At 60.3% G+C, this 25177-nt stretch carries 24 protein-coding genes, 3 tRNA genes and 1 riboswitch; of the genes, 14 read left to right on the top strand and 13 right to left on the bottom strand.

Annotated features, from left to right (window positions below; all coding sequences use genetic code 11):
* Positions 1-144: 144 nt before the first annotated feature.
* From metK to miaB, 9 genes are all read right to left on the bottom strand, one after another.
* Positions 145-1311, bottom strand: coding sequence for a methionine adenosyltransferase (gene metK / locus CRO18_RS07815; protein ID WP_097081712.1), 1167 nt, complete (start codon positions 1309-1311; stop codon positions 145-147).
* Between the two features lie 7 nt (positions 1312-1318).
* Positions 1319-1369, bottom strand: a riboswitch (SAM-SAH riboswitch).
* Positions 1370-1376: 7 nt separating this feature from the next.
* Positions 1377-2915: an apolipoprotein N-acyltransferase gene (gene lnt, locus CRO18_RS07810; RefSeq protein ID WP_097081711.1), complete on the bottom strand. Its 1539-nt coding sequence runs from the start codon at positions 2913-2915 to the stop codon at positions 1377-1379.
* Positions 2916-2922: 7 nt separating this feature from the next.
* Complete coding sequence (locus CRO18_RS07805) at positions 2923-3831, bottom strand: hemolysin family protein (protein WP_076485719.1); 909 nt, start codon at positions 3829-3831, stop codon at positions 2923-2925.
* A 30-nt stretch (positions 3832-3861) separates the two neighbouring features.
* Complete coding sequence (ybeY, locus tag CRO18_RS07800; protein WP_097081710.1) at positions 3862-4362, bottom strand: rRNA maturation RNase YbeY; 501 nt, start codon at positions 4360-4362, stop codon at positions 3862-3864.
* Positions 4363-4415: 53 nt separating this feature from the next.
* A complete protein-coding gene (locus tag CRO18_RS18785) occupies positions 4416-4589 on the bottom strand; it encodes a hypothetical protein (protein ID WP_170952602.1) in 174 nt (57 codons plus the stop codon).
* Between the two features lie 52 nt (positions 4590-4641).
* The gene (locus tag CRO18_RS07790; protein WP_076485722.1) at positions 4642-5652 is read right to left on the bottom strand and encodes a PhoH family protein; all 1011 of its coding nucleotides are present in this window, start codon (positions 5650-5652) and stop codon (positions 4642-4644) included.
* A 194-nt stretch (positions 5653-5846) separates the two neighbouring features.
* Entirely contained in the window at positions 5847-6146 is a 300-nt protein-coding gene (locus CRO18_RS07785) for a hypothetical protein (protein WP_076485723.1), read from the bottom strand.
* A 10-nt stretch (positions 6147-6156) separates the two neighbouring features.
* The gene (locus CRO18_RS07780) at positions 6157-6705 is read right to left on the bottom strand and encodes an OmpA family protein (protein WP_076485724.1); all 549 of its coding nucleotides are present in this window, start codon (positions 6703-6705) and stop codon (positions 6157-6159) included.
* 225 nt (positions 6706-6930) lie between these two features.
* Positions 6931-8259: a tRNA (N6-isopentenyl adenosine(37)-C2)-methylthiotransferase MiaB gene (gene miaB / locus CRO18_RS07775; RefSeq protein ID WP_097081708.1), complete on the bottom strand. Its 1329-nt coding sequence runs from the start codon at positions 8257-8259 to the stop codon at positions 6931-6933.
* Positions 8260-8401: 142 nt separating this feature from the next.
* Here miaB and CRO18_RS07770 point away from each other — a divergent pair, with 142 nt between their 5' ends.
* From CRO18_RS07770 to CRO18_RS07760, 3 genes are all read left to right on the top strand, one after another.
* Complete coding sequence (locus tag CRO18_RS07770; RefSeq protein WP_097081707.1) at positions 8402-9274, top strand: hypothetical protein; 873 nt, start codon at positions 8402-8404, stop codon at positions 9272-9274.
* A gap of 186 nt (positions 9275-9460) precedes the next feature.
* Positions 9461-9536: transfer RNA gene (locus CRO18_RS07765), tRNA-Val, on the top strand.
* A gap of 79 nt (positions 9537-9615) precedes the next feature.
* Complete coding sequence (locus tag CRO18_RS07760) at positions 9616-10896, top strand: DUF6538 domain-containing protein (protein ID WP_097081706.1); 1281 nt, start codon at positions 9616-9618, stop codon at positions 10894-10896.
* A 359-nt stretch (positions 10897-11255) separates the two neighbouring features.
* On the opposite strand, the gene CRO18_RS07755 is transcribed toward CRO18_RS07760, so the two are convergent.
* The 3 genes from CRO18_RS07755 to CRO18_RS07745 all read right to left on the bottom strand — a co-directional run bounded on the left by CRO18_RS07755 (position 11256) and on the right by CRO18_RS07745 (position 13566).
* Complete coding sequence (locus CRO18_RS07755; protein ID WP_097081705.1) at positions 11256-11525, bottom strand: hypothetical protein; 270 nt, start codon at positions 11523-11525, stop codon at positions 11256-11258.
* A 1019-nt stretch (positions 11526-12544) separates the two neighbouring features.
* Positions 12545-12619: transfer RNA gene (locus CRO18_RS07750), tRNA-Asn, on the bottom strand.
* 59 nt (positions 12620-12678) lie between these two features.
* Positions 12679-13566 (bottom strand): MBL fold metallo-hydrolase, encoded by an 888-nt coding sequence (locus CRO18_RS07745; protein WP_249276014.1) that lies wholly within the window; start codon positions 13564-13566, stop codon positions 12679-12681.
* A 41-nt stretch (positions 13567-13607) separates the two neighbouring features.
* Here CRO18_RS07745 and CRO18_RS07740 point away from each other — a divergent pair, with 41 nt between their 5' ends.
* The 4 genes from CRO18_RS07740 to CRO18_RS07720 all read left to right on the top strand — a co-directional run bounded on the left by CRO18_RS07740 (position 13608) and on the right by CRO18_RS07720 (position 18597).
* Complete coding sequence (locus CRO18_RS07740; RefSeq protein WP_097081704.1) at positions 13608-14948, top strand: ATP-binding protein; 1341 nt, start codon at positions 13608-13610, stop codon at positions 14946-14948.
* 558 nt (positions 14949-15506) lie between these two features.
* Positions 15507-17921, top strand: a complete 2415-nt coding sequence (gene lon, locus CRO18_RS07730; RefSeq protein WP_076485880.1) for an endopeptidase La — start codon at positions 15507-15509, stop codon at positions 17919-17921.
* Between the two features lie 138 nt (positions 17922-18059).
* Positions 18060-18503 carry an HU family DNA-binding protein gene (locus CRO18_RS07725; RefSeq protein WP_097081702.1) on the top strand — a complete coding sequence of 148 codons (444 nt, stop codon included), beginning with the start codon at positions 18060-18062 and terminating at the stop codon, positions 18501-18503.
* A 19-nt stretch (positions 18504-18522) separates the two neighbouring features.
* A tRNA-Val gene (locus tag CRO18_RS07720) sits at positions 18523-18597 on the top strand.
* Between the two features lie 140 nt (positions 18598-18737).
* Here the strand turns inward: CRO18_RS07720 and CRO18_RS07715 are convergent.
* Positions 18738-20723, bottom strand: a complete 1986-nt coding sequence (locus tag CRO18_RS07715; protein WP_097081701.1) for a VWA domain-containing protein — start codon at positions 20721-20723, stop codon at positions 18738-18740.
* A 157-nt stretch (positions 20724-20880) separates the two neighbouring features.
* Between CRO18_RS07715 and crtA the strand changes: the two genes are divergently transcribed.
* From crtA to CRO18_RS07685, 7 genes are all read left to right on the top strand, one after another.
* Positions 20881-21714, top strand: coding sequence for a spheroidene monooxygenase (crtA, locus tag CRO18_RS07710; protein ID WP_394341445.1), 834 nt, complete (start codon positions 20881-20883; stop codon positions 21712-21714).
* 621 nt (positions 21715-22335) lie between these two features.
* On the top strand, positions 22336-22488 hold the full coding sequence (locus tag CRO18_RS18780) for a hypothetical protein (RefSeq protein WP_170952587.1): 153 nt from the start codon (positions 22336-22338) through the stop codon (positions 22486-22488).
* A 104-nt stretch (positions 22489-22592) separates the two neighbouring features.
* Entirely contained in the window at positions 22593-22961 is a 369-nt protein-coding gene (locus tag CRO18_RS07705; RefSeq protein ID WP_143128613.1) for a hypothetical protein, read from the top strand.
* 34 nt (positions 22962-22995) lie between these two features.
* Positions 22996-23406 carry a hypothetical protein gene (locus CRO18_RS07700; protein WP_097081698.1) on the top strand — a complete coding sequence of 137 codons (411 nt, stop codon included), beginning with the start codon at positions 22996-22998 and terminating at the stop codon, positions 23404-23406.
* A 9-nt stretch (positions 23407-23415) separates the two neighbouring features.
* Positions 23416-24003, top strand: a complete 588-nt coding sequence (locus CRO18_RS07695) for a DUF2169 domain-containing protein (protein WP_097081697.1) — start codon at positions 23416-23418, stop codon at positions 24001-24003.
* Between the two features lie 23 nt (positions 24004-24026).
* Positions 24027-24230, top strand: coding sequence for a hypothetical protein (locus CRO18_RS07690; RefSeq protein ID WP_097081696.1), 204 nt, complete (start codon positions 24027-24029; stop codon positions 24228-24230).
* Positions 24227-25177, top strand: a complete 951-nt coding sequence (locus CRO18_RS07685; protein ID WP_097081695.1) for a DUF3396 domain-containing protein — start codon at positions 24227-24229, stop codon at positions 25175-25177. The genes CRO18_RS07690 and CRO18_RS07685 overlap by 4 nt, the downstream gene beginning before the upstream one ends.

Raw genomic sequence — 25177 nt, 5'->3', positions numbered from 1 at the left:
GCACCTCCCATTTCTCCCATGGCAAGGCTTGCTGAACTGCGGCGCTGAGGCAAGCGATACTGCGCTGTTGCGCCTCGCACTGCCTCAATACGCGCAAAGAAAAAGGGGGCCGAGGCCCCCTTTTCGATCACATGGCTGATCAGATCAGAGCGCCGTTTTCAGCGCCTCGACCAGATCGGTGCGCTCCCACGAGAAGCCGCCGTCGGCTTCGGGCGCGCGGCCAAAGTGGCCGTAAGCGGCGGTGCGGGCATAGATCGGTTTGCACAGTTCAAGATGCTCGCGGATGCCGCGCGGGGTCAGGTCCATGCATTGGGCCACGATCCGCTCGATCTCGGATTCGGGCACTTCACCCGTGCCATAGGTGTCGGCATAGATCGACAGCGGCTTCGCCACCCCGATCGCATAGCTGACTTGGATGCAGCATTTTTTCGCCAGACCCGCAGCCACAACGTTTTTCGCCAGATAGCGCGCGGCATAAGCGGCCGAGCGGTCCACCTTGGTCGGGTCTTTGCCCGAGAACGCCCCGCCGCCATGCGGCGCCGCGCCACCATAGGTGTCGACGATGATCTTACGGCCTGTCAGACCCGCGTCCCCATCGGGGCCGCCAATCACAAACGTTCCGGTCGGGTTCACCCACCATTCGGTTTTTTCGTCGATCCAGCCCGAGGGCAGCACTTCGCGGATATAGGGTTCCACGATGGCGCGGATGTCATCCGAGGTTTGGCTTTCGTATTTGTGCTGGGTCGAGAGCACGATCGAGGTCACGCCGACGGGTTTGCCATTTTCATAGCGCACCGAAAGCTGCGATTTCGCATCCGGTCCAAGCGTCGCCGCCTCGCCAGATTTGCGCACCTCGGCCAAGCGACGCAGGATCGCGTGGCTGTATTGGATCGGCGCGGGCATAAGCGCTTCGGTTTCATCGGTGGCGTAACCGAACATGATGCCTTGGTCGCCCGCCCCGTCTTTATCGACGCCTTGCGAGATATGCGCCGATTGCGGGTGCAGGTAGTTGGCGAAGTTCAGCGTCGCCCAGTGGAAGGCATCTTGCTCGTAGCCGATATCTTTCACGCAGTCGCGCACGATCCCGTCGATACGGGTCATGAATTCGGCAAGGCGCGTCTTGTCCGAAAGCCCCACTTCGCCACCAACGACCACCTGATTGGTGGTTGCGAAGGTTTCACAGGCGACACGGGCGTTGGGTTCTTCGGCAAGGAAGGCGTCGAGGACGGCATCAGAGATGCGGTCGCAGACCTTGTCGGGATGGCCCTCCGAAACGGATTCGGAGGTGAAAACGTAGTTCGTGCGAGACATTGAGAAGTGCTCCATTAGAGAAATGCTCCGTCCCGCCAGGAAGCCGTTGGAACGGATAATCCTGCCTAGACCTGCTTTTTACGGCGGTCAACGCGCGCAAAGCGCGCAGTGGCAAAAAGTGTCAGAGCCACGATCGCAAGCCCTTCGAGAAACGGGTAATCCCCCATTCCGGCATAGATCGTCGCCGGAGCAGAGGGGGGCAGAGGCGCGTCAATCACCCCCTGTTCCCCCATGGGCAGGCTTTCGACCATGCGTCCGCGCGCATCAATGAGCGCGCTCACCCCGGTATTGGCCGAACGCGCGAGCGGCAGGCCAAACTCAATCGCGCGAAACCGCGCTTGGGCGAGATGCTGATAGGGGCCGGAAGAGGTGCCAAACCACGCATCATTGGTGATCTGCAACAGCCAATCGGGGCGCGGGTTCTTGCCTTGGATTTCATGGGCAAAGACCGCCTCATAGCAAATGAGCGGTTGCACCACGCCGAGTGGGCCAAGGTCCAAAAGCGTGCGGTTCGCCCCCGCTGAATAGCCATTGCCCGCCTGCGCGGCAAAGGCGGTGATGCCGATTTTCGCGAACGCATCGCCAAAGGGGATGTATTCGCCAAAGGGAACCAGATGCACCTTGTCGTAAGTGGCGCTGACGGTGCCGCCCGCCCCCACCACAGCCAGCGAATTATAGTAGCGCATCCCCTCGCCCCGCTGGATGCCCAGCGCGACCGGCGTGCCTTGCGCCGCCTCGGCCACCATCTCAAGCCCTGCGCCGGGGCGATTGAGCAAGAAGGGCACAGCCGTTTCCGGCCACAAGATCAAATCGGGCTTGGGCTTACCTTCGGCGGGCGGCTCTGCCGTCAGGTCCAGATGCCGGAAAAAGAACTCTTCGGCGTAGTCCGGGTCCCATTTCAGGTCTTGCGGCGCATTGGGCTGCAAGATGCGTAGGTTGATAGGCGTTTCACGCTCCGGCAGCGGGTCGTTCAACCGCGCCTCGCCACCCCACCAAAGAAGCCCCAAAACGACCGCTGCGACCAAATCCGCCAGCCAGCGCTTGCCCGGCACCGGCACAAGCCAAGGGGCCGCCGCAATGCCCAAGGTCAACAGCCCCAAGCCCAAGGCCCCGACGACCGAGGCCCATTGCGCCACGGGCGTATCGAGCCAGATGTGGCCGAACAGCACCCAAGGAAAGCCGGTAAAGATGTAGCTGCGCGCGAAATCGGCGGCAAATAGGCCAAGCACCATGCCCAGCGCGCGCGAGGGTTCACCCGCGCCAAGTTTGGCCCCGAGCACCATACCAAGCGCCCAAAACACCCCCATGCCCAACGCCATGAAGAAAAGGGCAAAAGGCGCCATCCAGCCATAAATCTCTGGCTCAACGAAGAAAGGATCAATGATCCAAAACATCGTCACAAGGCCATAGCCCATGCCCGCCGCAAGCCCTGCCTTAAAGGGCGCGGTGCGCAACGCGAGCGGGAAGAGGAAGGTCAAGGCAATGAGCGCCAGCCACCAATGCCCAAAGGGGGCCTGCCCAAGCGCCACACCGGCACCAAGAAGGGCGGCGAGCCCCCAGACAAGCGGACGCCAAATCGGATTATAGCCAGCAGGTACGCGCATTCAGGTATTACTCAGCCGGGGCCACGCCAGGCAAACGCACCCGCAACCGCTTCACGCGGCGCGGATCGGCATCGACCACTTCAAATTCAACGCCGCTTTCGGCCACGATCACCTCGCCGCGCGCAGGCACACGGCCGATTTGCGTGACAACCAGACCGCCGAGCGTATCAACGTCTCCATGTTCTTCTGGGTCGGCCAATTGCATCCCGATCTCGGGTTCAAATTCATCAAGCGGCGCACGGGCTTGCACGATCCATTGGCCGGGCTTTTCAAGCTTCCAAAGCCCGTCCTCGGCCTCGTCATGCTCGTCTTCGATCTCGCCGATCACCTGTTCGATCAGGTCTTCGAGCGTGACGAGCCCATCGACCCCGCCATATTCATCAATCACCAGCGCCATATGGATACGTTGCACCTGCATCTTTTGCAGCAACACACCAATCGGCATCGAAGGCGGCACATAAAGCAGCGGGCGCAGCAATTTGCGCAGGGAAAACCGCCCCGAGCCCGCGCCAAAGCCCCAGCCAAGGGCAAGGTCTTTCAGGTGAACAAGCCCCATCGGGCTATCGAGCGTTTCTTTGAAAACGGGCAGCCGCGAATAGCCTTGCTCGCGAAACACCTCAACCAGCTCATCACGGGTTGTGGTGATGGGCACTGCGACAATCTCCGCCTTGGGAATAGCGACATCGCCCACCCGCATTTTGCGCAGGTTGCCCAGCCCCGGCGGGCCTACAGGCGTGGCGGCGCTGTTGGCGGCCCCATCATGGTAGATTGTGTCAGTGTCATCCGAGTTGCCTCCAAGCGCGCCAAATATGCGCCCGAACAACCCTCTAGACTGCGGCTCAGAACTACTCTCGCCAGCTTCGGGGTCCGAAGCGGGCACGGCGGCGGAATTACTTCCGTCTGCGACTTGTCCCATCTTACCTTTCCAAATGCAGCGGCTTTGCCGCTAAAGCTCATAGGGATTAGAAATTCCCAGAGCCGCCAAGATACGCACTTCACAGCTTTCCATCAACTGCGCGTCTGCGTCGCGGATATGGTCATAGCCCAGAAGATGCAAAACACCATGTACCATCAAATGTGTGACGTGATCGTGAACGGATTTGCCCGCTTCTTGGGCTTCACGCGCACAGGTCTCATAGGCGATGGCAATATCGCCCAGCTCAATCTCACCAAAAACATCCGCCACCGGACACTCCGGCACGCCACCCGGCGCTTCTGCGCCGCGCTCTTCGGCGGGCCAGCTTAGCACATTCGTGGGCGTGGGCTTGCCGCGAAACTCTTCATTCAATTCAGCAATTCGGGCGTCATCGCAGCCCAAAACCGAAAGCGTCACGCCCTCAGGCGCCACCCCCAAATCGGCGAGCACCGCGCGCGCGGCCACTTCACTGCGCGCGGCAAGGTCAAGGGTTTCCCAGCGCGGATCTTCGATATCAACTTCAATCTGCATCTGCGCGCGTTACTCTGCCCCCGGGGTTACAGCAAGACAAAAAGCATGCCAGCTCAGGGGCGCTTTTCAAGCGGCATCATGCCTGCCGTGCCGCAAGCGGGGCAACGCCCGGCCACCCTCTTGCCAACAGATTTTGCGCCCCAACGAATGCCGCCGCTCTCCCAAACCGAAACCGCATGCCCACAATTGGGGCAGATCATCTTCCAAGCTTCAGAAGAACGCATCATGCTCTGCCCCCAGCGCGGGGGCAAAGCCGCCAAAAAGAACCGCTGAACCGGGCTAGGCGATTTCGGATTTGTCATAAGCATCAATGATCCGCGCCACGAGCGGGTGGCGCACCACATCGGAAGCGGTGAAGTAGTTGAAGGCGATTCCCTTCACCCCGTCCAAGATGCGCTCGGCATCTTGCAGACCCGAGGCCGTGCCGCGCGGAAGGTCGATCTGCGTCCGGTCGCCAGTAATCACCATCCGGCTCCCCTGCCCCAGACGGGTCAGGAACATCTTCATCTGCATGGTGGTCGCGTTTTGTGCCTCATCCAGCACCACAAAGGCGCTCGACAGCGTGCGACCGCGCATAAAGGCCAAGGGCGCAATTTCGATGCGCTTTTCTTCCATCAGCTTGGCAAGCTGTTTCGAGGGCAGAAAATCATTCAGCGCGTCGTAAAGCGGCTGCATGTAAGGATCGACCTTTTCCTTCATGTCGCCGGGCAAGAAGCCAAGCCGCTCGCCCGCTTCCACCGCCGGACGGCTCAGGATGATCTTATCTACATGCCCGCCAATCAGCATGGTCACGCCCACGGCAACGGCGAGATAGGTTTTGCCCGTGCCCGCCGGACCGATGCCAAAGGCCAGCTCATTTTCAAAAAGCGCCCGCACGTAGGCTTTTTGCGCCTCGGTCCGGGGTTCGATCTGTTTCTTGCGGGTGCGAATTTCGTATTTTCCGGCGGCGAACATCTCAAGCTGTTCGTCCACAGAGACGCCATCGTGGCCAAGGTCCGACATCCGGATCGCGCCATCAATCTCGCCCGCATCAATCGCCTTGCCCTGTTCAAGCCGCGCATAAAGCGTGTTGAGCACGGCGGCGGCTTGTTCTTGCGCTTCGGGCGTGCCGACCACGGCCAGCTGGTTCCCTCGGCGCAGGATATGGACCGACATCTTGTGTTCGATCTGCGCGAGGTTGCGATCAAATTCTCCGCAAAGGTCGATCAGCAATCGGTTGTCAGGAAACTCGAGAAGGGTCTCGTAAGCATCCTGAGTGCTGGGCGGGGGGGTGATCGCGCTAAAGCCCAAAAGCGTCTCCCTGGCTGGCGTTGGTAAAGATATGGTGCACCTACCCCTTAAATGACGCAAGACATGGTTTGCACAATCCGCGCGCAATGACCCAAAATTCACGCAGACGTCACGAAAGAGGCCGCGCGAAGCATCGCGCGGCCTGAATGCCTTATTTTTTGAGCAGGCGCTGAATTTCGCGCCCTTTACTCGCGTTAGAGCGGGTCCGCGATCGGCGAGCCTTGCTTAAACGGCCCCACGGCGGTCGAGGGGGCGCCAGCGCCCGAACAGATCGGCTTGCCGTAATCGTCAACGCGCTGAGTCAGGTAGCCCTCGACGCCATCGTCAATGATCCAGTGGTCGCAGCCTTCCGGGTCGATCCAGATCCCGGCCTCAAGCTGGCTCAGATGGTGGGCGTTGACACCACGGTCGTAGCTTTTGTCGGGGCCAACATCATCGCAAGCGGCCAACCCAACAGCGGCAAGACCCATCAGAAGGTATTTCGTACCGTTCATGTTCTTGCCCTCACTTCACACAAATGATTTCGACGCGGCGGTTTTGCGCCATGCCCGCGGCAGTGCCATTGGTCGCGCGCGGCATCCGCTCGCCATACCAGTTGACCGCGAGAACCGGCGCCCCGATCGACTGCGCAACACCTGCAACCGCTTCGGCGCGGCGCTTCGACAGGCGCATGTTATATTCATCCGAGGCGCGGCTGTCGGTATGGCCCGAGATGATGAAGCTGCGCGCCTGTGCGGTTTGGAAGAAGTTTTGCAGCGTGGCACGGCCTTGCGCGGTGATGCGCGAACTATCGGTGGCAAACAGCTGGTCGGTGGGTAGCACGCCGCAGACATCGCGGTGGCAAACCGGGCGACCGTCGCGGGTGATACGGGCGTCCATATAGCCCTCCGCCCCGTCATCCATCGCCCAATGCTCGCAGCCATCGGGATCAACCCAGATCGTCGGAACATAGGCTTCATCAGCCGAAGCCGTGCCCAGTGTGGCCACCAGTGCCACCGCCGCCGCACCAAGGCGCAAAGCCGCCGGTTTGAATTCGCGGATCAATCTAGTCATCCCCACCAAGCCTCCTCGAAAGCACCCGTTTTGACTGCGCAAAACGGTAACGAATTTGGCACACAGTAACAAAACCTTGCGACAAAGGAAGGGGCTTTGCCTTGTTATTGTGTCTGATCCGCAAACAAACCGGGGACAAATTGGCACGAATGGTGCCAGACGAAACCACTTTACCGCCTCAGATTGCGGCACCGCTTGCTCTTGCGACGCGCAGCTCGAAGCAGATCAGAGCAGCTCACCCGCCAAGGAATTTGGCCCAGCGGCCGTGATTCTCACCTGCGCGAGCGTGCCCTGCCCGATCCCCTCGGCCTTCACATAGACGGCATGCAGGTAATCAGATTTGCCAATCCACTGGCCTTCCAATCGGCCCGGTTTCTCGAACAATACGCCCACAGTGCGGCCCACCATGCTTTCTTGCGTGGCCTTTTGTTGCGCGGTGATCAGCGCTTGCAACTCTTGCAGCCGGGCATCGCCCACCTCAGAGGGCACACCTTCGCGGCCCGCCGCCGGAGTGCCTGGGCGCGGCGAATATTTGAACGAATAGGCCGCACCAAAGCCCACTTCGCGGATCAGATCGAGGCTAGCTTGATGGTCGGCATCCGTTTCCCCGGGGAAACCGGCGATAAAATCAGACGAAAGCATAATATCAGGCCGCGCGGCCCGAATACGCTCGATCAGGCGCAAATATTCCTCGGCGGTGTGCTTACGGTTCATCGCTTTCAGCACCCGGTCCGAGCCCGATTGCACCGGCAAATGCAAATAGGGCATCAGTTTCGGCTCTTCGCCATGCGCCGCGATCAGATCATCGGCCATGTCATTGGGATGCGAGGTCGTATAGCGAATGCGGTCCAGCCCGTCGATTTTCGCCAGTTCCCGCACCAAGCGGCCCAGCCCCCAAGCACCGCCCTGCCCCTCACCGTGGTAGCCGTTGACGTTTTGCCCCAAGAGCGTGATTTCGCGCACGCCCTTTTCCACCAGCTTATGCGCCTCGGACAAAATCCGCGACACCGGGCGCGAGATCTCCGCCCCACGGGTATATGGCACCACGCAAAAGGCGCAGAATTTGTCGCAGCCTTCTTGCACCGTCAAAAACGCCGTCGGACGCACCTGCACCGGGCGCTCGGGCAGAAGATCGAACTTATCCTCCGCTGGAAATTCGGTATCCACCGGATGCTCGCCCCGCTCGGCCGCCGCCACCATATCGGGCAGGCGATGATAGTTTTGTGAGCCCACCACCAAGTCAACCAAGGGCATCCGGTTCAAAATTTCTTCGCCCTCGGCCTGCGCGACACAGCCCGCCACGCCGATTTTCAGATCGGGCTTGGCGTCTTTGTAAGGGCGCAAGCGGCCAAGGTCCGAATAGACCTTCTCGGCCGCCTTTTCCCGAATGTGGCAGGTGTTGAGCAGCACCAGATCGGCGTCTTCCAGAGCCTCGGTCAGCACATAGCCCTTCGCGCCCATGGCCTCGGCCATGCGCTCACTGTCATAGACATTCATCTGACAGCCATAGGTCTTGATAAAGAGCTTTTTGGGCTCGTTTTGCGCATCGGTCATAAGGGCTCTCCGTGATCGCGGCTCGATACCGCAAACGGCCTGCTGTCGCAACCGCCACCGCACGGGCCGTGTCGACCCCTCGCCGCTTGCAATCAGGCCCAGCTTTGGCGAGATTGGCGCAAACGGGTCAACCGAGCAGAAAATGGATTACACCTCGCAAAGCGCTTTTCTGGCCACGGCCAAGACCACCCTTGCCAAGGGACCGATGGCGGTTGTGCTTGTGGAGGATTTGGTCGAGGTCGAAAGCACCTTGCGCCATCATCTGGCGGCGGGCTTTCGCACCATGGTGGTTTACGCCCCCGAAGCGCTGGTGCTGCCCGAGGATCTGTCTGCGCAAATCCACCGCATCCCGTGGGACATGCACCGTGAAGGCGCGCTGACAGCCGCCCTCAACCCGTTGATTGCGGCGGCGCCCCCCGGCACATGGCTCTATTACTGCTTCAACGCGGAATATCTGTTCCACCCGTTTTGCGAACACCGCAACGTCCGCGAAATGCTGGCCTTCCACACCGAGGAACGCCGCTTTGCAATGCTGACCTATGTGGTCGACCTTTATGCCCCCGACCTTGTAAAGAACCCCAATGGGGTGAACTTGGATGAGGCGATGCTGGACCGCGCAGGCTATTACGCGCTTGGCCGCCCAGATCCCGCGAACCACAACCACCCGCGCGAGCGCCAACTGGATTTCTTTGGCGGGTTGCGCTGGCGGTTTGACGAGCACATTCCCGCGGCGCGGCGCAAAATCGACCGGATCGCGCTTTTTCGCACAGCACCGGGGTTGGAACTGCGCCCCGACCACAGACTGAACAATGAGGAACTGAACACCTATGCCTGCCCGTGGCACAACAACCTGACGGCGGCGATCGTGTCTTTCCGCGTGGCGAAAGCGCTCAAACGCAACCCGGGCTCAACCTATGACATTCCGAGCTTCGTTTGGCATAATTCCGAACGCTTCAGTTGGACCGGGCAGCAATTGATGGACCTTGGTCTGATGGAACCCGGGCAATGGTTCTAGGGCCGTCTCATCAAGAGCACCCACTGTTAGCCGTTTTTCCTGACTGGACCGGCCCCCACAGATAAGGCGCGTGACCAACAAGCGCCTTGGCCCTCTCGCCCCCGTGCCGACGGCCCCACCATCACCACCGCCGCGCCACCTTTGCCCTTGCGCAGCAGCCCTCGCACAGGCTATCAGACCCGCGTCGGGTGATTAGCTCAGTTGGTAGAGCGCCTCGTTTACACCGAGGATGTCGGGAGTTCGAGTCTCTCATCACCCACCACCCTAAACCGTTGAAAACAAAAGACATTATACCCCATTGGGGATCGCACCGCTTCTAGTGAGACACAGAGGTGGTACACATGGGTCTTATGATGCCGACGCCGACCAAAGCGACAGCAAAGCGAAACTGTCTGTTCCGAGTCCGGGTTCCTGCCGATATTTTGAGCAAGGTTCGCGGCACCACACTCCAGATCGAACTTGATGGGCGGCCCGTCCGCGTTTCTGTGGGCGAAGATATCAAGCTGTCTTTGCGCACCCGCGATACAGCCGAAGCCAAACGCCGCCACGCCTCGGTTCTGGCCCAAGTAAACGCCCATTGGGATGCTGTCAGGGCTGGCCCTAAGCCGCTCAGCCACAAAGACACGCTGGCGCTGGCTGGCGAAATCTATCGCACCTTCATTGATGTGCTGGATGAAGACCCCGGCAGCCCTGAACTCTGGGAAAGGGTCATGGAGACGGATCGCGCGGTGTTGCAGCCTCAGCCCAGCGCTCTGCAATCCCTCATGGTGGGCAAGCAGGCACAATCAACGCAGATCGACCCACAGGCGCTTGAGACGCGGTTTGGCGGGTTTGTGGATGTGATTCTGCAGCGGCACCGTGTCGTCACTGATGAGGCCTCCCGCCAGAAGTTGATGATTGAGTTCGGCAAGGCGCTGATCGAAGCGGCCCGGATCAACAAGCAAAAGGCCGAAGGCGACTATTCCGAAAGCGGCGAGACGAAGCGCTACCCCGAGTTCAAGCGCGAGGCCGCGAAGCCCGAGATTGCCGCCACACCGGGGATTGGCCTCACCTTCGATCAGATCATTGATGCTGAGATCAAACGCCGTGCGACGGGCCGGGGCGGCAAACCGATGGATAAGCGCTCGGTGGACAAATATCGCCGTGCGGCTGCAGATTTCGTGAAGTTCCGGGGAAGCCCGCTTGTCGCCTCGGTGACGCCGCGAGAGGCCGAAGCTTGGCTTGATCAGATGCTTGATGAAGGAAGCCTAAGCCAAAACTCGGTGCGGCAGCGGTTGATGAACCTCAAGACCGTCATTGAATGGGGGCGCAAGCAGGCCTTGGGCGATCTGTTCCCGGCAGGCCATCCGCTGCAGCTTGTGCAGCCCCCCGTGAAGCAAGACGATGTGCCCCAAGGGGAGCGCTCCTACACGCTGCAGGAGGCGCGGACGGTGCTTTTGGCGGCGCGGAATGAGACCAATCCTGATCGGCGTTGGTTGCCGTGGCTCCCCGATCTAGTCAAAAACCTGTTGAGCTATAGTGAGAATTTGACCACTTCCCGTCCCCTCAATCTCACCAATCTGGGGATGGAAGACCTGATGGGGGTGGTGTGGCAGGGTCTCGCCTCAACCACCCAGCCATGAAGCACACGGCCAGCGTTGATCTTCTAGCGACACCCAATGCGGTGAGGTCTTCTGGCTGAGGCCGCTAGGGCGATCTCCTCAACGGGTTTGATTGTGCGGGGATGGGGAGGTCTATCGCCCAAGGCCCACCCCAAGATGCGTTTGCCTGCGTATCACCTCCCCATGGTATTCATCGTCAGCAAAGCTGATGCTTTGGCTCAGTGTTGCGCTGCGCTTTCCCAGCCTGAGCTCCAAGCCTAAGCTTCCCTCTCTTATAGATACTGATGACGCTTTTGGGCGTCGTCTTCCCTCTCACCCTCCCCGCATCCCCACCTTCCCTCAAGCCGCGTTGACGGTCTTGGGGCTGTGTGTCGTGGCGATCAGGCCCAACCCTCCCCCTCCCATGAAAACAAGCACCTGCCGTCAATGAACGTAACGCGGAAAGTCTCTGCTTGCGCCGCGTATTCGTCGGCATCACCGTCAAATGGGCAATCATCTTCGCTCGCCTGATGGGCTTCTGGAAAGTCATGTTCCAGACTGAGGTCAAAGGCGGGCATCTCAATAATGTCATCTGAAACGAGCGAGATTGCGCGGATTGCCGCCGGATTGACCAAAAGCAAGCGCCCCCCGAGTATCGGCACTTCGAACATATCGGCGTGCGCTCCACTGAAACTAAGCGGCCTACGCTGATCTAGGAAGTTATTCACAAGTTTCGGCTGCCGCCTACTACTTGCTTGCTAATGCCACACATCCCCCGAGCCACCTCGCTGAGGCGCCCATTAAGCCACTGATACACTTTAAGATTTTACCTCTAGCAGCCAGAATGGACCTTACAGCCAATTGATTAGTCGTGTAGTGAGCCTACGGGCTACCGGCCTCCTAACCCGCTGAAACCATTGAGAATCGAGATTTCCGGCTGAGAGACAAAAGGCCCGTTTTGGTCACTTTCGGGACTCTAGGTCAGACACACTTTGGGCACACCAACCTCCGGTTGAAAAGTGCTCGCTCGAACAAGTAAAAACGATGACGAACCTGACAACCGCAGATGCCCAGCTGGCCGACCGTGATCTTTGCATTTGCCAAGATTTTCTTGATGCCAAAAAACCAATGAGCTCGGCCGAATGTGTGAGCTGTGGGAGCGGTGCGCTTTCCAGATCCCGCAAGGCTCAACAACTGAGTGATTCGAGCACCCGACCTTGATTTCCCGCACACGCATAGCGATAGTTTTGGCGTCCGATTTGGGCACGAAAAATGCCCGGAAACGCTTGATTACAGACACACTATCTTTGGGCCCATCCCAACAGCTTTTGAGAACGAAGAGTGTCGTCCCTGAGTGACGACGACGAGCTTCGGTTGGGGGACAAAATCGGCTCACCAGGACGCAGCTGTCAAAGGTGGCGCCTCCACGAAAAAAAACATAATATCAATTACTTAGCGCGACCTCTGTGCGCCAAAACGGACAGACGCTTGCTGGAAATTTCGGCCGCAAGGTCGCTATTTGGGGAAGCGTTTTGCTCGCGGATTCCAAGGCGTAATTGGAGGAGTGTGTCGGACAAAAGCAGCAAAAATGCACGTATTTCTGGACACACTTTTGGACACACTGGGGGGGAAAACGCCCGAGAGCGCTGGACACACTCTCGAGAAAAACCAATGATTGCAGTGGTTTAGATGGCTCCGGCGGTAGGGATCGAACCTACGACCAATTGATTAACAGTCAACTGCTCTACCGCTGAGCTACGCCGGAACACGAGGCGGGGTATAGCTAGGGTCTTTGGGCTGCGCAAGGGGGGGGATGCGATTTTTTTAGCCTTCTTTGCGCAGGGTGAAAATTGCCTCTGCACCAAGCGCGGGGGCGGCGATGACTTGGCCTGATTTTTCCAATTCCACCAAATGTGCGAAGACGTTGCGTGCCGCGGCCGCCTGTAACGGGGCGGGCGTTTCCGTGTAGATCATGGCGGTCAGATCGAAAGCCGAGGCCGGGCCTTGCGCGAGCGCGGCGAGAATTTGTTCGGTGCGCCCTTGCCGATGCGCACGCAATTCTGCGAGCCGCGTAGCGGGAGCAGCAATTGGGTCGCCATGGCCGGGGTAGAACATTTCGGCGTTTTCGGCCGCCAACACATCAAGCGATTCGTAATAATCCCCCAAATCGCCATCCGGCGGGGAGATAAGCGTGCTGGACCAGCCCATCACCACATCGCCGGTAAAGATCGCCCGCCCCATGCGGAAACTTAGGTGATTACAGAAATGCCCGGGCGTAAAAAGTGCGGTCACCGCCCAGTCCGCAATCGAAAGCCGCGTGCCGTGACCCAGCAGGTGGTCGGGGGTGAACGTGGCATCTACCCCCTCGCCACCGCCCGCCAAACCGCCTGCTGCGAGCTGTTGCATGACCTCCGACCGGCCCGCCTTCGGCCCACCAAAGGCAAAGATCGGGGCGCCTGTCTTCTGTGCCAAGGGGCGTGCGCCTTCGGAATGGTCAAGATGGGCATGGGTGACCAGAATCGCCGCCACGCTTTCCTCGGCCTCTAGCCCCGAAAGGATCGCCTCAAGATGTTCCGAAATAGCTGGCCCTGGGTCCAGCACCGCGACACGGCCAGTGCCGAGAATATAGGTATTGGTGCCACGGAAGGTGAGTGGTGAAGGATTGGGCGCCACGATCCGCCGGATACCTTGCGCCAACCGTTCCAGTGCCATTTCGCTTCCCCTCCGTCGCATGCCCCGATAGGCTTTGTGCCATGAATTTCGTCTGGCTCAAACACATCCTGCCACGCGGGCTTTATGGGCGTGCCGCGTTGATCCTCGTGCTGCCCGTCATCACGATCCAACTTGTCGTCTCGGTTGTTTTCATCCAACGACATTTCGAACGCGTTACCGAGCAGATGACAGGCTCAATGCTGCGCGAAATTGTGTTGGTGATTGAGCGTGCCGATAGCGCCCCTGACCTTGCCTCTGCACAAAAGCAGATGGGGGCGCTGGAAGAGGCGTTGGATCTGAGGCTCGACCTGCCTGCGCCGGGGCCAGTGCCCACGGGCGACGCGCGTAAATTTGCTGATTTTACGGGCGTCACTGTGATGAAGACGCTCCGCGAGGGGTTGCCAGAATTGCGCGCCATTGATCTGACCAATGGCGGCAGTGTGCAGCTTTGGACCGTGACACAAAACGGCTGGCTCTCTATTCGTTTTCCACGTGGCTGGGTCTCGGCGTCTAACCCGCATCAGTTGCTGGTGCTGATGGTCTTCGTCTCGGTGTTGATGACGGTGATCGCCTATCTGTTTTTGCGCAACCAGTTACGCCCAATCCAACGGCTTGCGCGCGCGGCAGAGGCCTTTGGCAAGGGGCAAATCCTATCCTATCGGCCGACGGGAGCCTTGGAAGTGCGCGCGGCGGGGCGCGCTTTCATCGAAATGCGTGACCGGATTGAGCGGCAGATTGAACAACGCCGGATGATGCTGTCGGGGATCAGCCACGACCTGCGCACCCCGCTCACCCGCTTGCGACTGGGGCTTTCGATGCTGCCCGAGGACGAGGAAACCCGTGACGAGGTGCGTGCAATGGAACGCGACGTCACGGATATGGGCAAGCTGATCGATGCGTTCTTGAGCTTTTCGCGGGAAGAAGCGGTTTCTGGCGAGGCCGAGCGGATCGATATCGGCCCCTTGGTGACGCAGGTGGTCGGGGATGCGCAGCGCGCTGGTCATAAGGTCTCTTTAGTCGATGCGCCCGGAGAACCGGTTGAGGTGACGGTGCGCCCCGATGCGCTGCGGCGGGCGTTGGAAAACCTGATCGGCAATGCCGTGCGCTATGGCAGCTTGGCAGAGGTCACGCTGGCACCAAGGGCGCGCAGTCTGCGGATTGTGGTGGAAGATGATGGTCCCGGCATCCCCCCGGATCGCCGTGAAGAGGCACTTCGTCCCTTTACAAGGCTCGACCCCGCGCGCAACCAAGATCGCGGTCAAGGCGTCGGCTTGGGGCTTGCGATCTCGGCAGATATTGCCCGCGGCCATGGCGGCAGCCTGCAACTGGGCGAAAGTACGCGACTGGGGGGACTTGCTGCGGAATTGATCTTGCCGCTTTAGGCTTTAGAGCAGCAGCATCAAGAGACCGGTCCAGAAGGCCGCGCCAAAGGCTAAGGCGAACAAAATCCACCAGCCCGGAGGCAGTCTCATGTAAAGGGGTTCGCTCACGGCAACTCCACGCTTTTGAAAACTGTCCGCTGGCTGCGCGCGACAAGCGGGGCAGAGGTGCACAGGTTGGGAAATGTCCGGAACCAGTGCGACGTGCATCATTTTATCTTCCCCCCTCGGCTGCTCACAACCATACCCCGAAACACAGTCGTTAGCATTGACACCAAAGTTTTAAGGAACCGTTGAGAATTGCACTGCTCCGCGTGGGATCTTCTTCGCGGGAGCCTCACGAAACGCCTTGGTCCGCAGTTTGCACCTATCCATAGCATTCGAGCGATGCGGCGCTTGTGGGCTGGGCGTTTGTGCCGCAGTGTAACGTTTCGATGAAGGCGAGGCGGTCTCGCGGGGTTGCTGGCATTGAACTGCGCTCCGCCCCCCCCTAGATATGGGCAAAGGGGAGGTGCGGGCTGCCAAGAACGGGGCCGGACCTTTCGCTACAGAGGAACTCATATGACCGATACCCATTCCATTTCTCATCCGGTCCTGCCGCTGCGCGATATCGTTGTGTTTCCGCACATGATCGTGCCGCTGTTTGTGGGCCGCGAGAAGTCGGTGCGTGCGCTGGAAGAGGTGATGGCCGAGGATCGCCAAATCCTGCTGGCGGCACAAATCGACCCTTCCGTGGACGAGCCCACCACCGATGGCATCTTCCGCACTGGCGTTCTGGCCAATGTGCTGCAACTGCTCAAACTGCCCGATGGCACGGTGAAAGTGCTCGTTGAGGGCAAGACGCGGGTGAAGATCACCGAATTCATCGACAATGACGCCTTCTTTGAGGCGACGGCCGAAGCCCTCGAAGAAACCGAAGGCGATGTCGAAACGATCCGGGCGCTGTCGCGCTCGGTCGCAGAAGAATTTGAGCGTTACGCCAAGATCAAGAAGAACATCCCCGAAGAGGCGATGGCTGCGGTGGCCGAAACGGCTGCGGCTGACAAGCTGGCCGATCTTGTCTCGGGCCATCTTGGTCTGGATGTGGCGCAAAAGCAGGAACTTTTGGAAACGCTCGACGTCAGCGCCCGGCTGGAAAAAGTCTATGGGCTGATGCAGGGCGAGGTCTCGGTTCTTCAGGTCGAGAAAAAGATCAAGAGCCGGGTCAAGAGCCAGATGGAGAAGACCCAGCGCGAATATTACCTCAACGAACAGATGAAGGCGATCCAGCGCGAGTTGGGCGACGGCGAAGACGGTCAAAACGAGATCAACGAACTCGAAGAGAAGATCGCCGCCACCAAACTGTCGAAAGAGGCGCGCGACAAGGTTGAAGGCGAGCTGAAAAAGCTGCGTTCCATGAGCCCGATGTCGGCAGAGGCCACGGTGGTGCGCAACTACCTTGATTGGATCTTGGCGCTGCCTTGGGGCGTGAAAAGCCGGGTGAAGAAAGACCTGATCGGGGCTGAGAAAGTGCTCGACACCGATCACTATGGTCTTGAAAAGGTGAAAGAGCGGATCGTTGAATATCTTGCTGTGCAAGCGCGTTCGACCAAGCTCAAAGGCCCGATCCTGTGCCTTGTCGGCCCGCCCGGCGTGGGGAAAACCTCGCTTGGCCGCTCGGTTGCGCGGGCAACGGGGCGCGAGTTCATCCGCATTTCGCTTGGCGGCGTGCGCGATGAAAGCGAAATCCGTGGCCACCGCCGCACCTATATCGGTTCGATGCCCGGCAAGATCATTCAGGCGCTGAAAAAGGCGAAAACCACGAACCCGCTGATCTTGCTCGATGAAATCGACAAGATGGGGCAGGATTTCCGCGGCGACCCGGCCTCGGCGATGCTGGAGGTGTTGGACCCGGAACAAAACTCGACCTTCGTCGATCACTACCTTGAGGTGGAATATGACCTCTCGAACGTGATGTTCCTGACCACGGCCAACAGCTACAACATGCCCGGCCCGCTTCTCGACCGGATGGAGATTATCAGCCTTGCGGGCTACACCGAGGATGAGAAACGCGAGATCGCCAAGCAGCATTTGATCCCAAAACAGGTCAAGGCGCATGGGTTGAAAAAAGGCGAATTCACCCTCACCGACGAAGGGCTGAACGACATCATCCGCTACTACACCCGCGAGGCGGGGGTGCGGAACCTTGAGCGCGAGATCGCGAAACTCGCCCGCAAGGCGGTGACCGAGATTATCAAGGCCAAGGGCGAGGTGAAGTCGATCACCGTCGATGCGGCAAAGGTGGGCGAGTACCTTGGCGTGAAACGTCACCGCTATGGCTTGGCCGAGGCGGAAGATCAGGTGGGCGTGGTGACGGGCCTTGCCTGGACCTCGGTTGGCGGTGATCTGTTGCACATTGAGGCGCTGAAACTGCCCGGCAAAGGGCGGATGAAGACGACCGGCAAGCTGGGCGATGTGATGAAGGAATCGATTGAGGCGGCCTCGTCTTACGTGCGCTCCATCGCGCCCGAAATCGGGGTCAAACCGCCGAAGTTCGAAAAGGTCGATATCCACGTCCACGTGCCCGATGGCGCAACGCCCAAAGATGGGCCGAGCGCGGGCTTGGCGATGGTCACCTCGATCGTCTCGGTGCTGACCGGCATCCCGGTGCGCAAAGACATCGCCATGACGGGCGAGGTCTCCTTGCGCGGCAATGCGATGCCGATCGGTGGGCTGAAAGAAAAACTGCTCGCAGCGCTGCGGGGCGGGATCAAAACCGTGCTGATCCCGGAGGAAAACGAGAAAGATCTGGCCGATATTCCGGACAATGTGAAGGAAGGGCTGGAAATCATTCCCGTCACCCATGTGCGCGAAGTGTTGCAACGCGCGCTGGTGCGGATGCCCGAGGCGGTCGAATGGGACGAAGCCGCCGAAGAAGCGGCGGCCGCAGCGGCTGCAGCGAGCAAAGCTGAGGGCGCAGGCGCAACCGCGCATTGAGCCTTTGCACAAGAACGCAATCACGGCGCGCCCTCACCCGGGCGCGCCTTTCGTTTTTTGGCCGCTCCTTTGGATGTTTATGGATTGTTGGGCGCTGGGGCCGTAGGTTGAGCCAGAAACTGAACCGATGGGGCAAACATGGCCAAATCCAAGAAATCGAGCACAAAATCCAAATCCCCCGTCAAACTGGCGGTGGTGACAGATCAACCTATCCCTTCCGAAAACCTTTCTGAGGCGCTGGCGGCTTTGCCCGTTGCCCCCCCGGCGGATGAGGCCGCGCCCGTCACGCTGAGCCTGCAAGTCAAGAAACGTGAGATTGTTGAACGTGTCGCCCTGCGTTCGGGTGCGAAGAAGGCTGTGGCGCGTGACATGACTGATGCGGTTTTGGCGGTTCTGGCCGAGGCGCTTGCCGCAGGCGAAACGCTGGTTTTGCCGCCTTTGGGCAAACTCACGGTGCAGCGGCAAGCAGAACGCGGCGGCGCGGATGTGCTTCATCTGAAGCTGAAACGCCCCGGTTCGGGCGCGGCGGACAAAAAGGATGAAATTTCCGGTGAAGACCCCCTTGCAGAGGGCGAAGACTGAGTCTAAAAGCCCCGCTACCGGGCGATTAGCTCAGCGGTAGAGCGCTTCGTTCACATCGAAGATGTCAGCGGTTCAAATCCGTTATCGCCCACCATCATAGCGGAAGCGTCGCCCACAAGGCGGCGCTTCTTGCGTTTTGGGTCGTCTCTCTGTTTTGCGGATTTTGCGCATTTCGCACATCAAAGCGCGGGCATGTGCCCGCGCGCTGATTTGGCGCTTCACTCCGCGCTCACCTCACTCCACGGTCAGCGGCACACGCGCCAGCACGGGGCCGTATTTCCCGCCCAAAGCATAAACAACCTCATAGTTGCCCGGCGTCTTCGGTGCGGTCAGCTTGGCCGGGTTTGAGCGGTTGGCGCGGGTGTTTTCCACCTCTGCCTTGGCTTCTGCGCCAGCAGGCACAATCGCAATCCGGTCATTGGCAAAAGCGGGGCCGGAAAAGGCGATCTCGAAGCGGCTGCCCGCCGCGACGGGCGCGGTGGGTGCGACAAGGTTCGCCGTCGGCAGGGTAACGGTGATCGGCGCTTTCGCAATGACCTCACCGTTAAGCCCGCCCAGCATATAGTGGATTTCATAGGCACCGGGGGTGAGCGGCATGGTCAGATCGACCGGGCTGCCCGTGCGCGGATAGGCGGTATCTTCCTCTTTCACGTTCGGGGTGTCGGCGGGCACAAGAATGATCCGGTCAAGATTATCCCCCGGCGCCGTGAAACCAACTTGGATTTTCTCGCCTGCCGCGGCTGTGGCGGGCGCGCTGAGCGTGGCCCCAACGTTGACCAAGGTGATCGGGCGGCGCGCCAATTCGCGGGCGCCATTGTCATTCAGGACATAGACCAGTTCATAGGCTCCCGGCTTGGGCGGGGCGCGGAAGCGCGCCGGGTTGCCGTTGCCGGTATAGGCATAGGCGACACGCGCGCGGTAATCCTCCCCGGCGGGAACCAAGGCGATATAATCACGGTTCGCATTCGGCCCGGTCCAGCTAACTTCCAAATCGGTGCCCGCTGGCGCTGTGTCGGGCGCATTGAGCGCGGCCTCTACGGCGGTCACCGTGATCGGCTGACGGGCCAGAATTTTGCCGCGCGCATTCATGACATAGCGCAACTCATATTGCCCGGGCGTTGTGGCAATGCGCAATTCTACCGGGCTACCTTTCGCGGTGAAAGCCTGATCGGTATGCGGATCAGAGGTCTCCCCCACGGCAACGATCATCACCTTGTCTTGCGGTGCATTCGGCCCGGTCCAATCGACCATGATGCGGCTGCCAGCTGGCGCGGTTGCGGGGCCCGACACACTCGCAGGCGGCAGAAATTCGGGCAAGACAAGCGTGATCGTTTGCGGTCCCCCGGCAAAGGGCACGGTAAAGCTCGCCTCTGCCACGGCCTCATCCGCCATCCGAATGACCGTGGCTTTGCCGGTGGTTTCGGTCAGCGTTAGGGTCGGTTCCGCCATCGGGTAGCCAGAAAGCAGCGTGCCACCCGCCTCGGTCGTGACGGTCCAAGCGATGCCCTCGTGAATGACCGGGCCATTTGGCCCCTCGATCGCGCGGAAACTGAGCCGCGCTTCCACCGCTTTGGGCGGCTCTGCCACCACCACGACCTCCTCAAGCGCTTGGCCAAGTTCTGCGGCGTTTCCCGCATCGCGGTAAAGGCCCCCGGTTTCTTCGGCCAAGCAGCGCAACTGCGCCTGTGCGGCGGGGTCTGAGGCCACATCAAAGCCGATCACATGCGCGGTGAAGCCTACGCCCGCGGCTTCCAGCGCGCGGCCCACGGCACAAGGGTCGCGGTCGCAGGTTTCGATCCCATCCGAGACCAAAATCACCGAGGCGGTTTCTTCGGTATAGCGCAGCGCTTCTGCCGCCGCGATCACCGCATCCGTCAGCGGGGTTTTGCCCTTCGGCGTGATGGCATTCACCGAGGACAAAATCGCCCCGCGATCCGTTCCGGGCGACAAGATCAGTTCAATATCCGAACAATCGCCTTTGCGCCGATGCCCGTAAGACATCAGCCCCAGCGCCTGATTAGCGGGCAGGCTGGTGACCAAATCCGCCATCACATTGCGCGCAATCTCGATTTTTGCCACGCCGTCAATTTGCCCCCACATCGAGCCAGAGCCGTCAAGCACCAAGATCGTGGCGGGCGGAGCATCGGGGGCCGATGGTTGTGCCTGAGCCCAAAGCGCGCTGGGCGACAAACAAAGCAGCAAGGCAAGAAAGCGCAGCATGAAACCTCCGAATGGGTAGCATCGAAAAGAGCAAGAGAATGATTGGGCGCAGGGTCGCGCGATTTAACCGTGCGATCAAGGTTTCTGCGCCCCGCCGCGCTGCGTCATCTCCGCCGAACCAAATCCGCAAACGCGCCCCATCTATGAGCTTTGTCACATGGTGACACGGCAATATGCCGCGCCCAGATCACGGGGGCGGCGCTTTCTTTCAGGGGGCGAAGTTGACAGGGTGGGGCAAATCATCAGCAGGGGGTGTTTGATGCAAGTTGTTTGCTTGACCGTGTTTCGTTTCCCAAAAGTGATGGATCGCCTTTGGGCGGTTGGGCAAATGGCCTTGGGGCATTGGTCTTTGTCGCGGATGAAGGGGCTCGAATTCTACCGGCTGATGGGCTCAGGCACGCAAGAGGGCTTCACCCCCATTCCCAACACCGCCGTTTGGGGCATTTTGACCGTTTGGCCCGATGAAGAAATCGCCCGCAAACAGGTGATGACGCATCCGTTCTTCAACGCCTACCGTCGCCGCGCGGCGGAAAGCTGGACGGTGTTCATGGAACCCACCCGCGCGCGTGGCAAATGGGGCGGCGCGGAACGCCTGCGCCCGGTGCCCGATGATGCGATGACCCCCGATGGCCCGGTGGTCGCGTTGACCCGAGCGCAAGTGCGCCCGGGCTCGGCGGTCGCGTTTTGGAGCCGCGTGCCGAAAATTCAAACCATGATCGGCGCCGATCCGAATGTGCGCTTCAAGCTGGGCCTTGGGGAATTTCCGCTGTTCTTCCAGATGACCTTCTCGATCTGGCCGAACCGCGCCACGATGGACGCTTTCGCACGCGGAGAAACCCCGCATGGCCAAGCGATCCGCTCCGCCTATGACGACAAATGGTTCACCGAAGATATGTATGCCCGGCTGCGGGTGACGGGTTCGGAAGGCACGTGGAACGGCGCCGATCCGCTGGAAGGGCTGATCTTTGAAGGCGTGGCCAAAGCGGCTTGAGAGTTTGGCATGGAAGCGAGGCCGTAATCCGCCCGCGATACCGCAACCGCATCGGCCGTGAATTACTGGCGCAGGCTGGGGCGGAGGCGCATGTTGTTGGTGTGGTCACCAGGTAGAAGCCCCCTTCGGACGTGCCACAGCATAGATAGGCGTCGATCCGCGACCGGATGGCTGCGGGGAATCGAGTTTATCAGCGGAACGAAACCGAAAGACAACGTGGCGAACAGATCGCCAAAGCGCACCATAAAATTCCGTAATGAATTGAGATAACGCGGAATATTTGCCAATGCACCATAAGCTTGCACACCCAGATGATTCGGGGGTGATGTGGCCCTCGAATAAGCGGTGCAAAGGCCCCCGAAACGCCCCTAGTATCCGGATTATTTGTGGAGCGCGCCCGGCCAAGATCGTGTCCGTTAGGCTAGATCGAGGATCCGATTCGACAGGGCGGGGGGCCATATCCATCCTGTTCCTCCGCGCAGTATGGCACTGTCATGATCGCTGAATCCCCCCGCAATGTGTGACGGATCGAACTCAAGCTTGCCTCTGAAGCCATCCCCCGAAAATAGTATCTTGTGTGTTCGGCGGGGCGTCCGCGACGCATGATCAGGGAGGTTCAGAATGGCAGACCGGGGCAATGGCCCGAAGAAAACCAAGCGGCGTCGGGGAAACACCCTCGAGAACTGGGAAGTCGCCTTGATCAAGGCGATGATCGCCCGGGGCGGAGCATTCACGAATGATCAGGACAAGCTCAGTGAAGGAACCACCCGATGAGCCATGCAAAACCACTCTTTCGGATTTTCCTGTTCGGCTTGCCACTGCTGTTGATTGGGACACTTGTCTTTGAAAGCCAGCCCCTGACAACCGAGGAGACAGAGATGAACGCACTTCCCTGCACCGAGGGCAATCGCTCGGTCCTTAAACAACGGTTGCAGCGGGTTCTGGGCGCTGTGCCGACCTTTGTCGCGGAGCCTCTTTGCCTGAAGACCGCCTATAGCAGCGACATGATTGCGGCCGTGCAGCTTGATCCGGCAACGGCGCTGCCGGGCTGGAGCTTTGCCCGTTATGCGCCGCCCGAGGAGGTGCCGGTCGAAGAGCTGTTTCGGATATGGCCCGATGTGTTCGATGCAACCGCACGGCAAGGTCTTGAAATTGCAATCGGCTTTGATCCCGTCAGCGGTGCAGGCATCACGCTGTCACGGCTGCCGGACGGCAGGCTTTATGTGCTGCTCAGCGACCGGATGTGATCCTTTTCCTACCGCCAAGACAGGAGAGCCGAGTGTGAAGATCGCCCCCCTTGCCCCCCCGCTGCCCAAACCTGCCACGACGGATCTGCTTTTGCGTCCGGTTCTGGGCAGAGCCGGCACGGGCTGCCCGCTGCTTGTCGGCGTCTTGCCCGAGACGGAAATCCTTGATCTTGCGCCGCAGGTCACCCCCGTGCCGGGGCAGATTGCGGTGTGTCGAGACCTGCCGGGCAAAGTGGTCGTGTTGGGCTATGTAGGCGCGGCGGCGGTGCGGGCGGTGGCGCAGGCGCAGACAAGCCCGTCCGATGACGGCTGGCTGGAGATCGGCACCGGCAAGGCGCAGATCAGGCTGCATCCCGATGGCCGCGTTCGGATCAAGGCCGAGGACGTGACGCTTGACAGTGCCGGGCGGTTGGCCCTGCGCGGCGCCTTCATCGATCTGAACTGAGGCAGGCCCATGTGGCAGGTCGAAAATCGCAGCCCCTTTCCGCATCACGCCGGTTTCCAGCGCGATCATCAGGACCGTACGCTGTGGAGCCTGCATCTGAAAGCGCATTTCCGGCTGCGTCCGGGGCAGGCGCCGTTGTTTTTGGCGCCGCAACCGCCGCTGCTCGCGGCCCCGCTTTACCACGGCCCGCATCTTATCGCCGAGGCCGAGACGGGGCTTCCCCGTCCGATGGTCGATCTGATCGTGTCCGGCACCGCCGCGCCGCCCGCCACCGCCTGCCCCGAGACCGGCTGGCTGGCCGAGGCGCGCTGTGGAGGCTGGCGCAAGGCGGTGCAGGTGCTGCCAGCGCGGCGCTGGCGCGACGGGCGGGCCGAATTGGCGGCGCAGCCGCTGGCGCCGGTGCCGCTTGATTGGCGCAGCAGCTTTGGCGGGCCTGAGGTTGCCGAAAATCCGCTGGGGCTGGGCGATGCCCCTACCGAGGGTACCGATCTGCCTCGACTGACGCCCGAGGGCACCGATCCGCGTCAGACCCGCTTTGCACCCACAGCTTTCGCACCGATCCCAAGGGCGCCGACACGATCTTTGACACCGCGATAAAGGTCAAACCGGATTTCGCGGTGATGAACGACGAGGGCGGGCTGGAAAAGATCTATGATTTCAAATTCGATGCCCCGCAGACAGGCTATGTAGACGACTGGCAGGAAAAACAGATGCAGGAACAGGCCTATGAGAAAGCCCTGCCTGACGGGGTGGAGCCCGAGAAAGTCGATAACGAAACCTGCGAATGTGACCGTAAACCTGGTAAGAAAGGCCCCATTTCATGACGACACCCGGACCTTTGCGTCGCGATGGTGAGCGCGTCTATGCGCTCCCGAGTTTTCGTATTCTGCTGCATATTGATCGCGCGCTGGGTGACCCGTCGATGAAGCACGCCGCGGGCAAGCTGCTCGCACTGTTTCTCGAGGGGCTCGATCACACCGACATGATCTTCGGGCATGCCGGGGGGCGGATCAAGAAACTGGGCGCCGAATACATCAACGACAAGGTGATCGCCAAAGCGGTCAAATGGGCCGCCGAAACCGAATGGCAATGGCCTTCGACGTTACGGTTCGCGCGCTGGTTCGATGATTTCGACTGTTCCGGTCCGCCGCACATCCGTCTCGAGCAACGCGCCTATCTTGCGACGATCCAGATCGAGCTTCCGCCAGATGACCCCCGCTGCGTCATATTTGCCGAAAGGGTTCAGCAGATTGTCGCTGACTTGCCCGTAATCTGGGGCGTAATGGGCTATGGGATGTTCCAGCCGGTGGCGCTGGACAGCCTGATATTCTTGTTGCCCCGTGTCGCAACGCGCTACCGTTGCGCGATCGAAGTGCAGCCGGACCGGGTCGAGAGCGCACTGCGCCGCGAGGCCTCGTTCGAGCAGCTGCGCCTTGGCGAGACGCCGGTCCTTTCGGTGCCTGATATCGGCTGGCGCACCCTCGTCGGGCGCGAGTTTCTGGAACGGTTGCCCGATCTTGCGGGACTTGCCGGGGCCGAAGGGCTAAGCGTCGTTGCCTCGGAGCGGTTCACCTCGATCACGGCGGGGCCGCAGCCGATCTGGGGCGATGTGAACGAAGCAGAGGACATCTCCCTTTATAGCTCAGTTGCCGACGCCTTGCGCCCGGTCCGCGCAGACTGGCCCTATGCGAGCAAGGCCTTTTTTGGCGGTGCGATCGACAACAGCGGGCTGGACCGGCTTGAAGCCTGGTATGGGAGGTTCGACGCCTGA

This window comes from Rhodobacter sp. JA431 (assembly GCF_900217725.1).
GTDB lineage: Bacteria > Pseudomonadota > Alphaproteobacteria > Rhodobacterales > Rhodobacteraceae > Rhodobacter > Rhodobacter aestuarii.
This window is presented reverse-complemented; position numbering and strand designations above follow the sequence as displayed.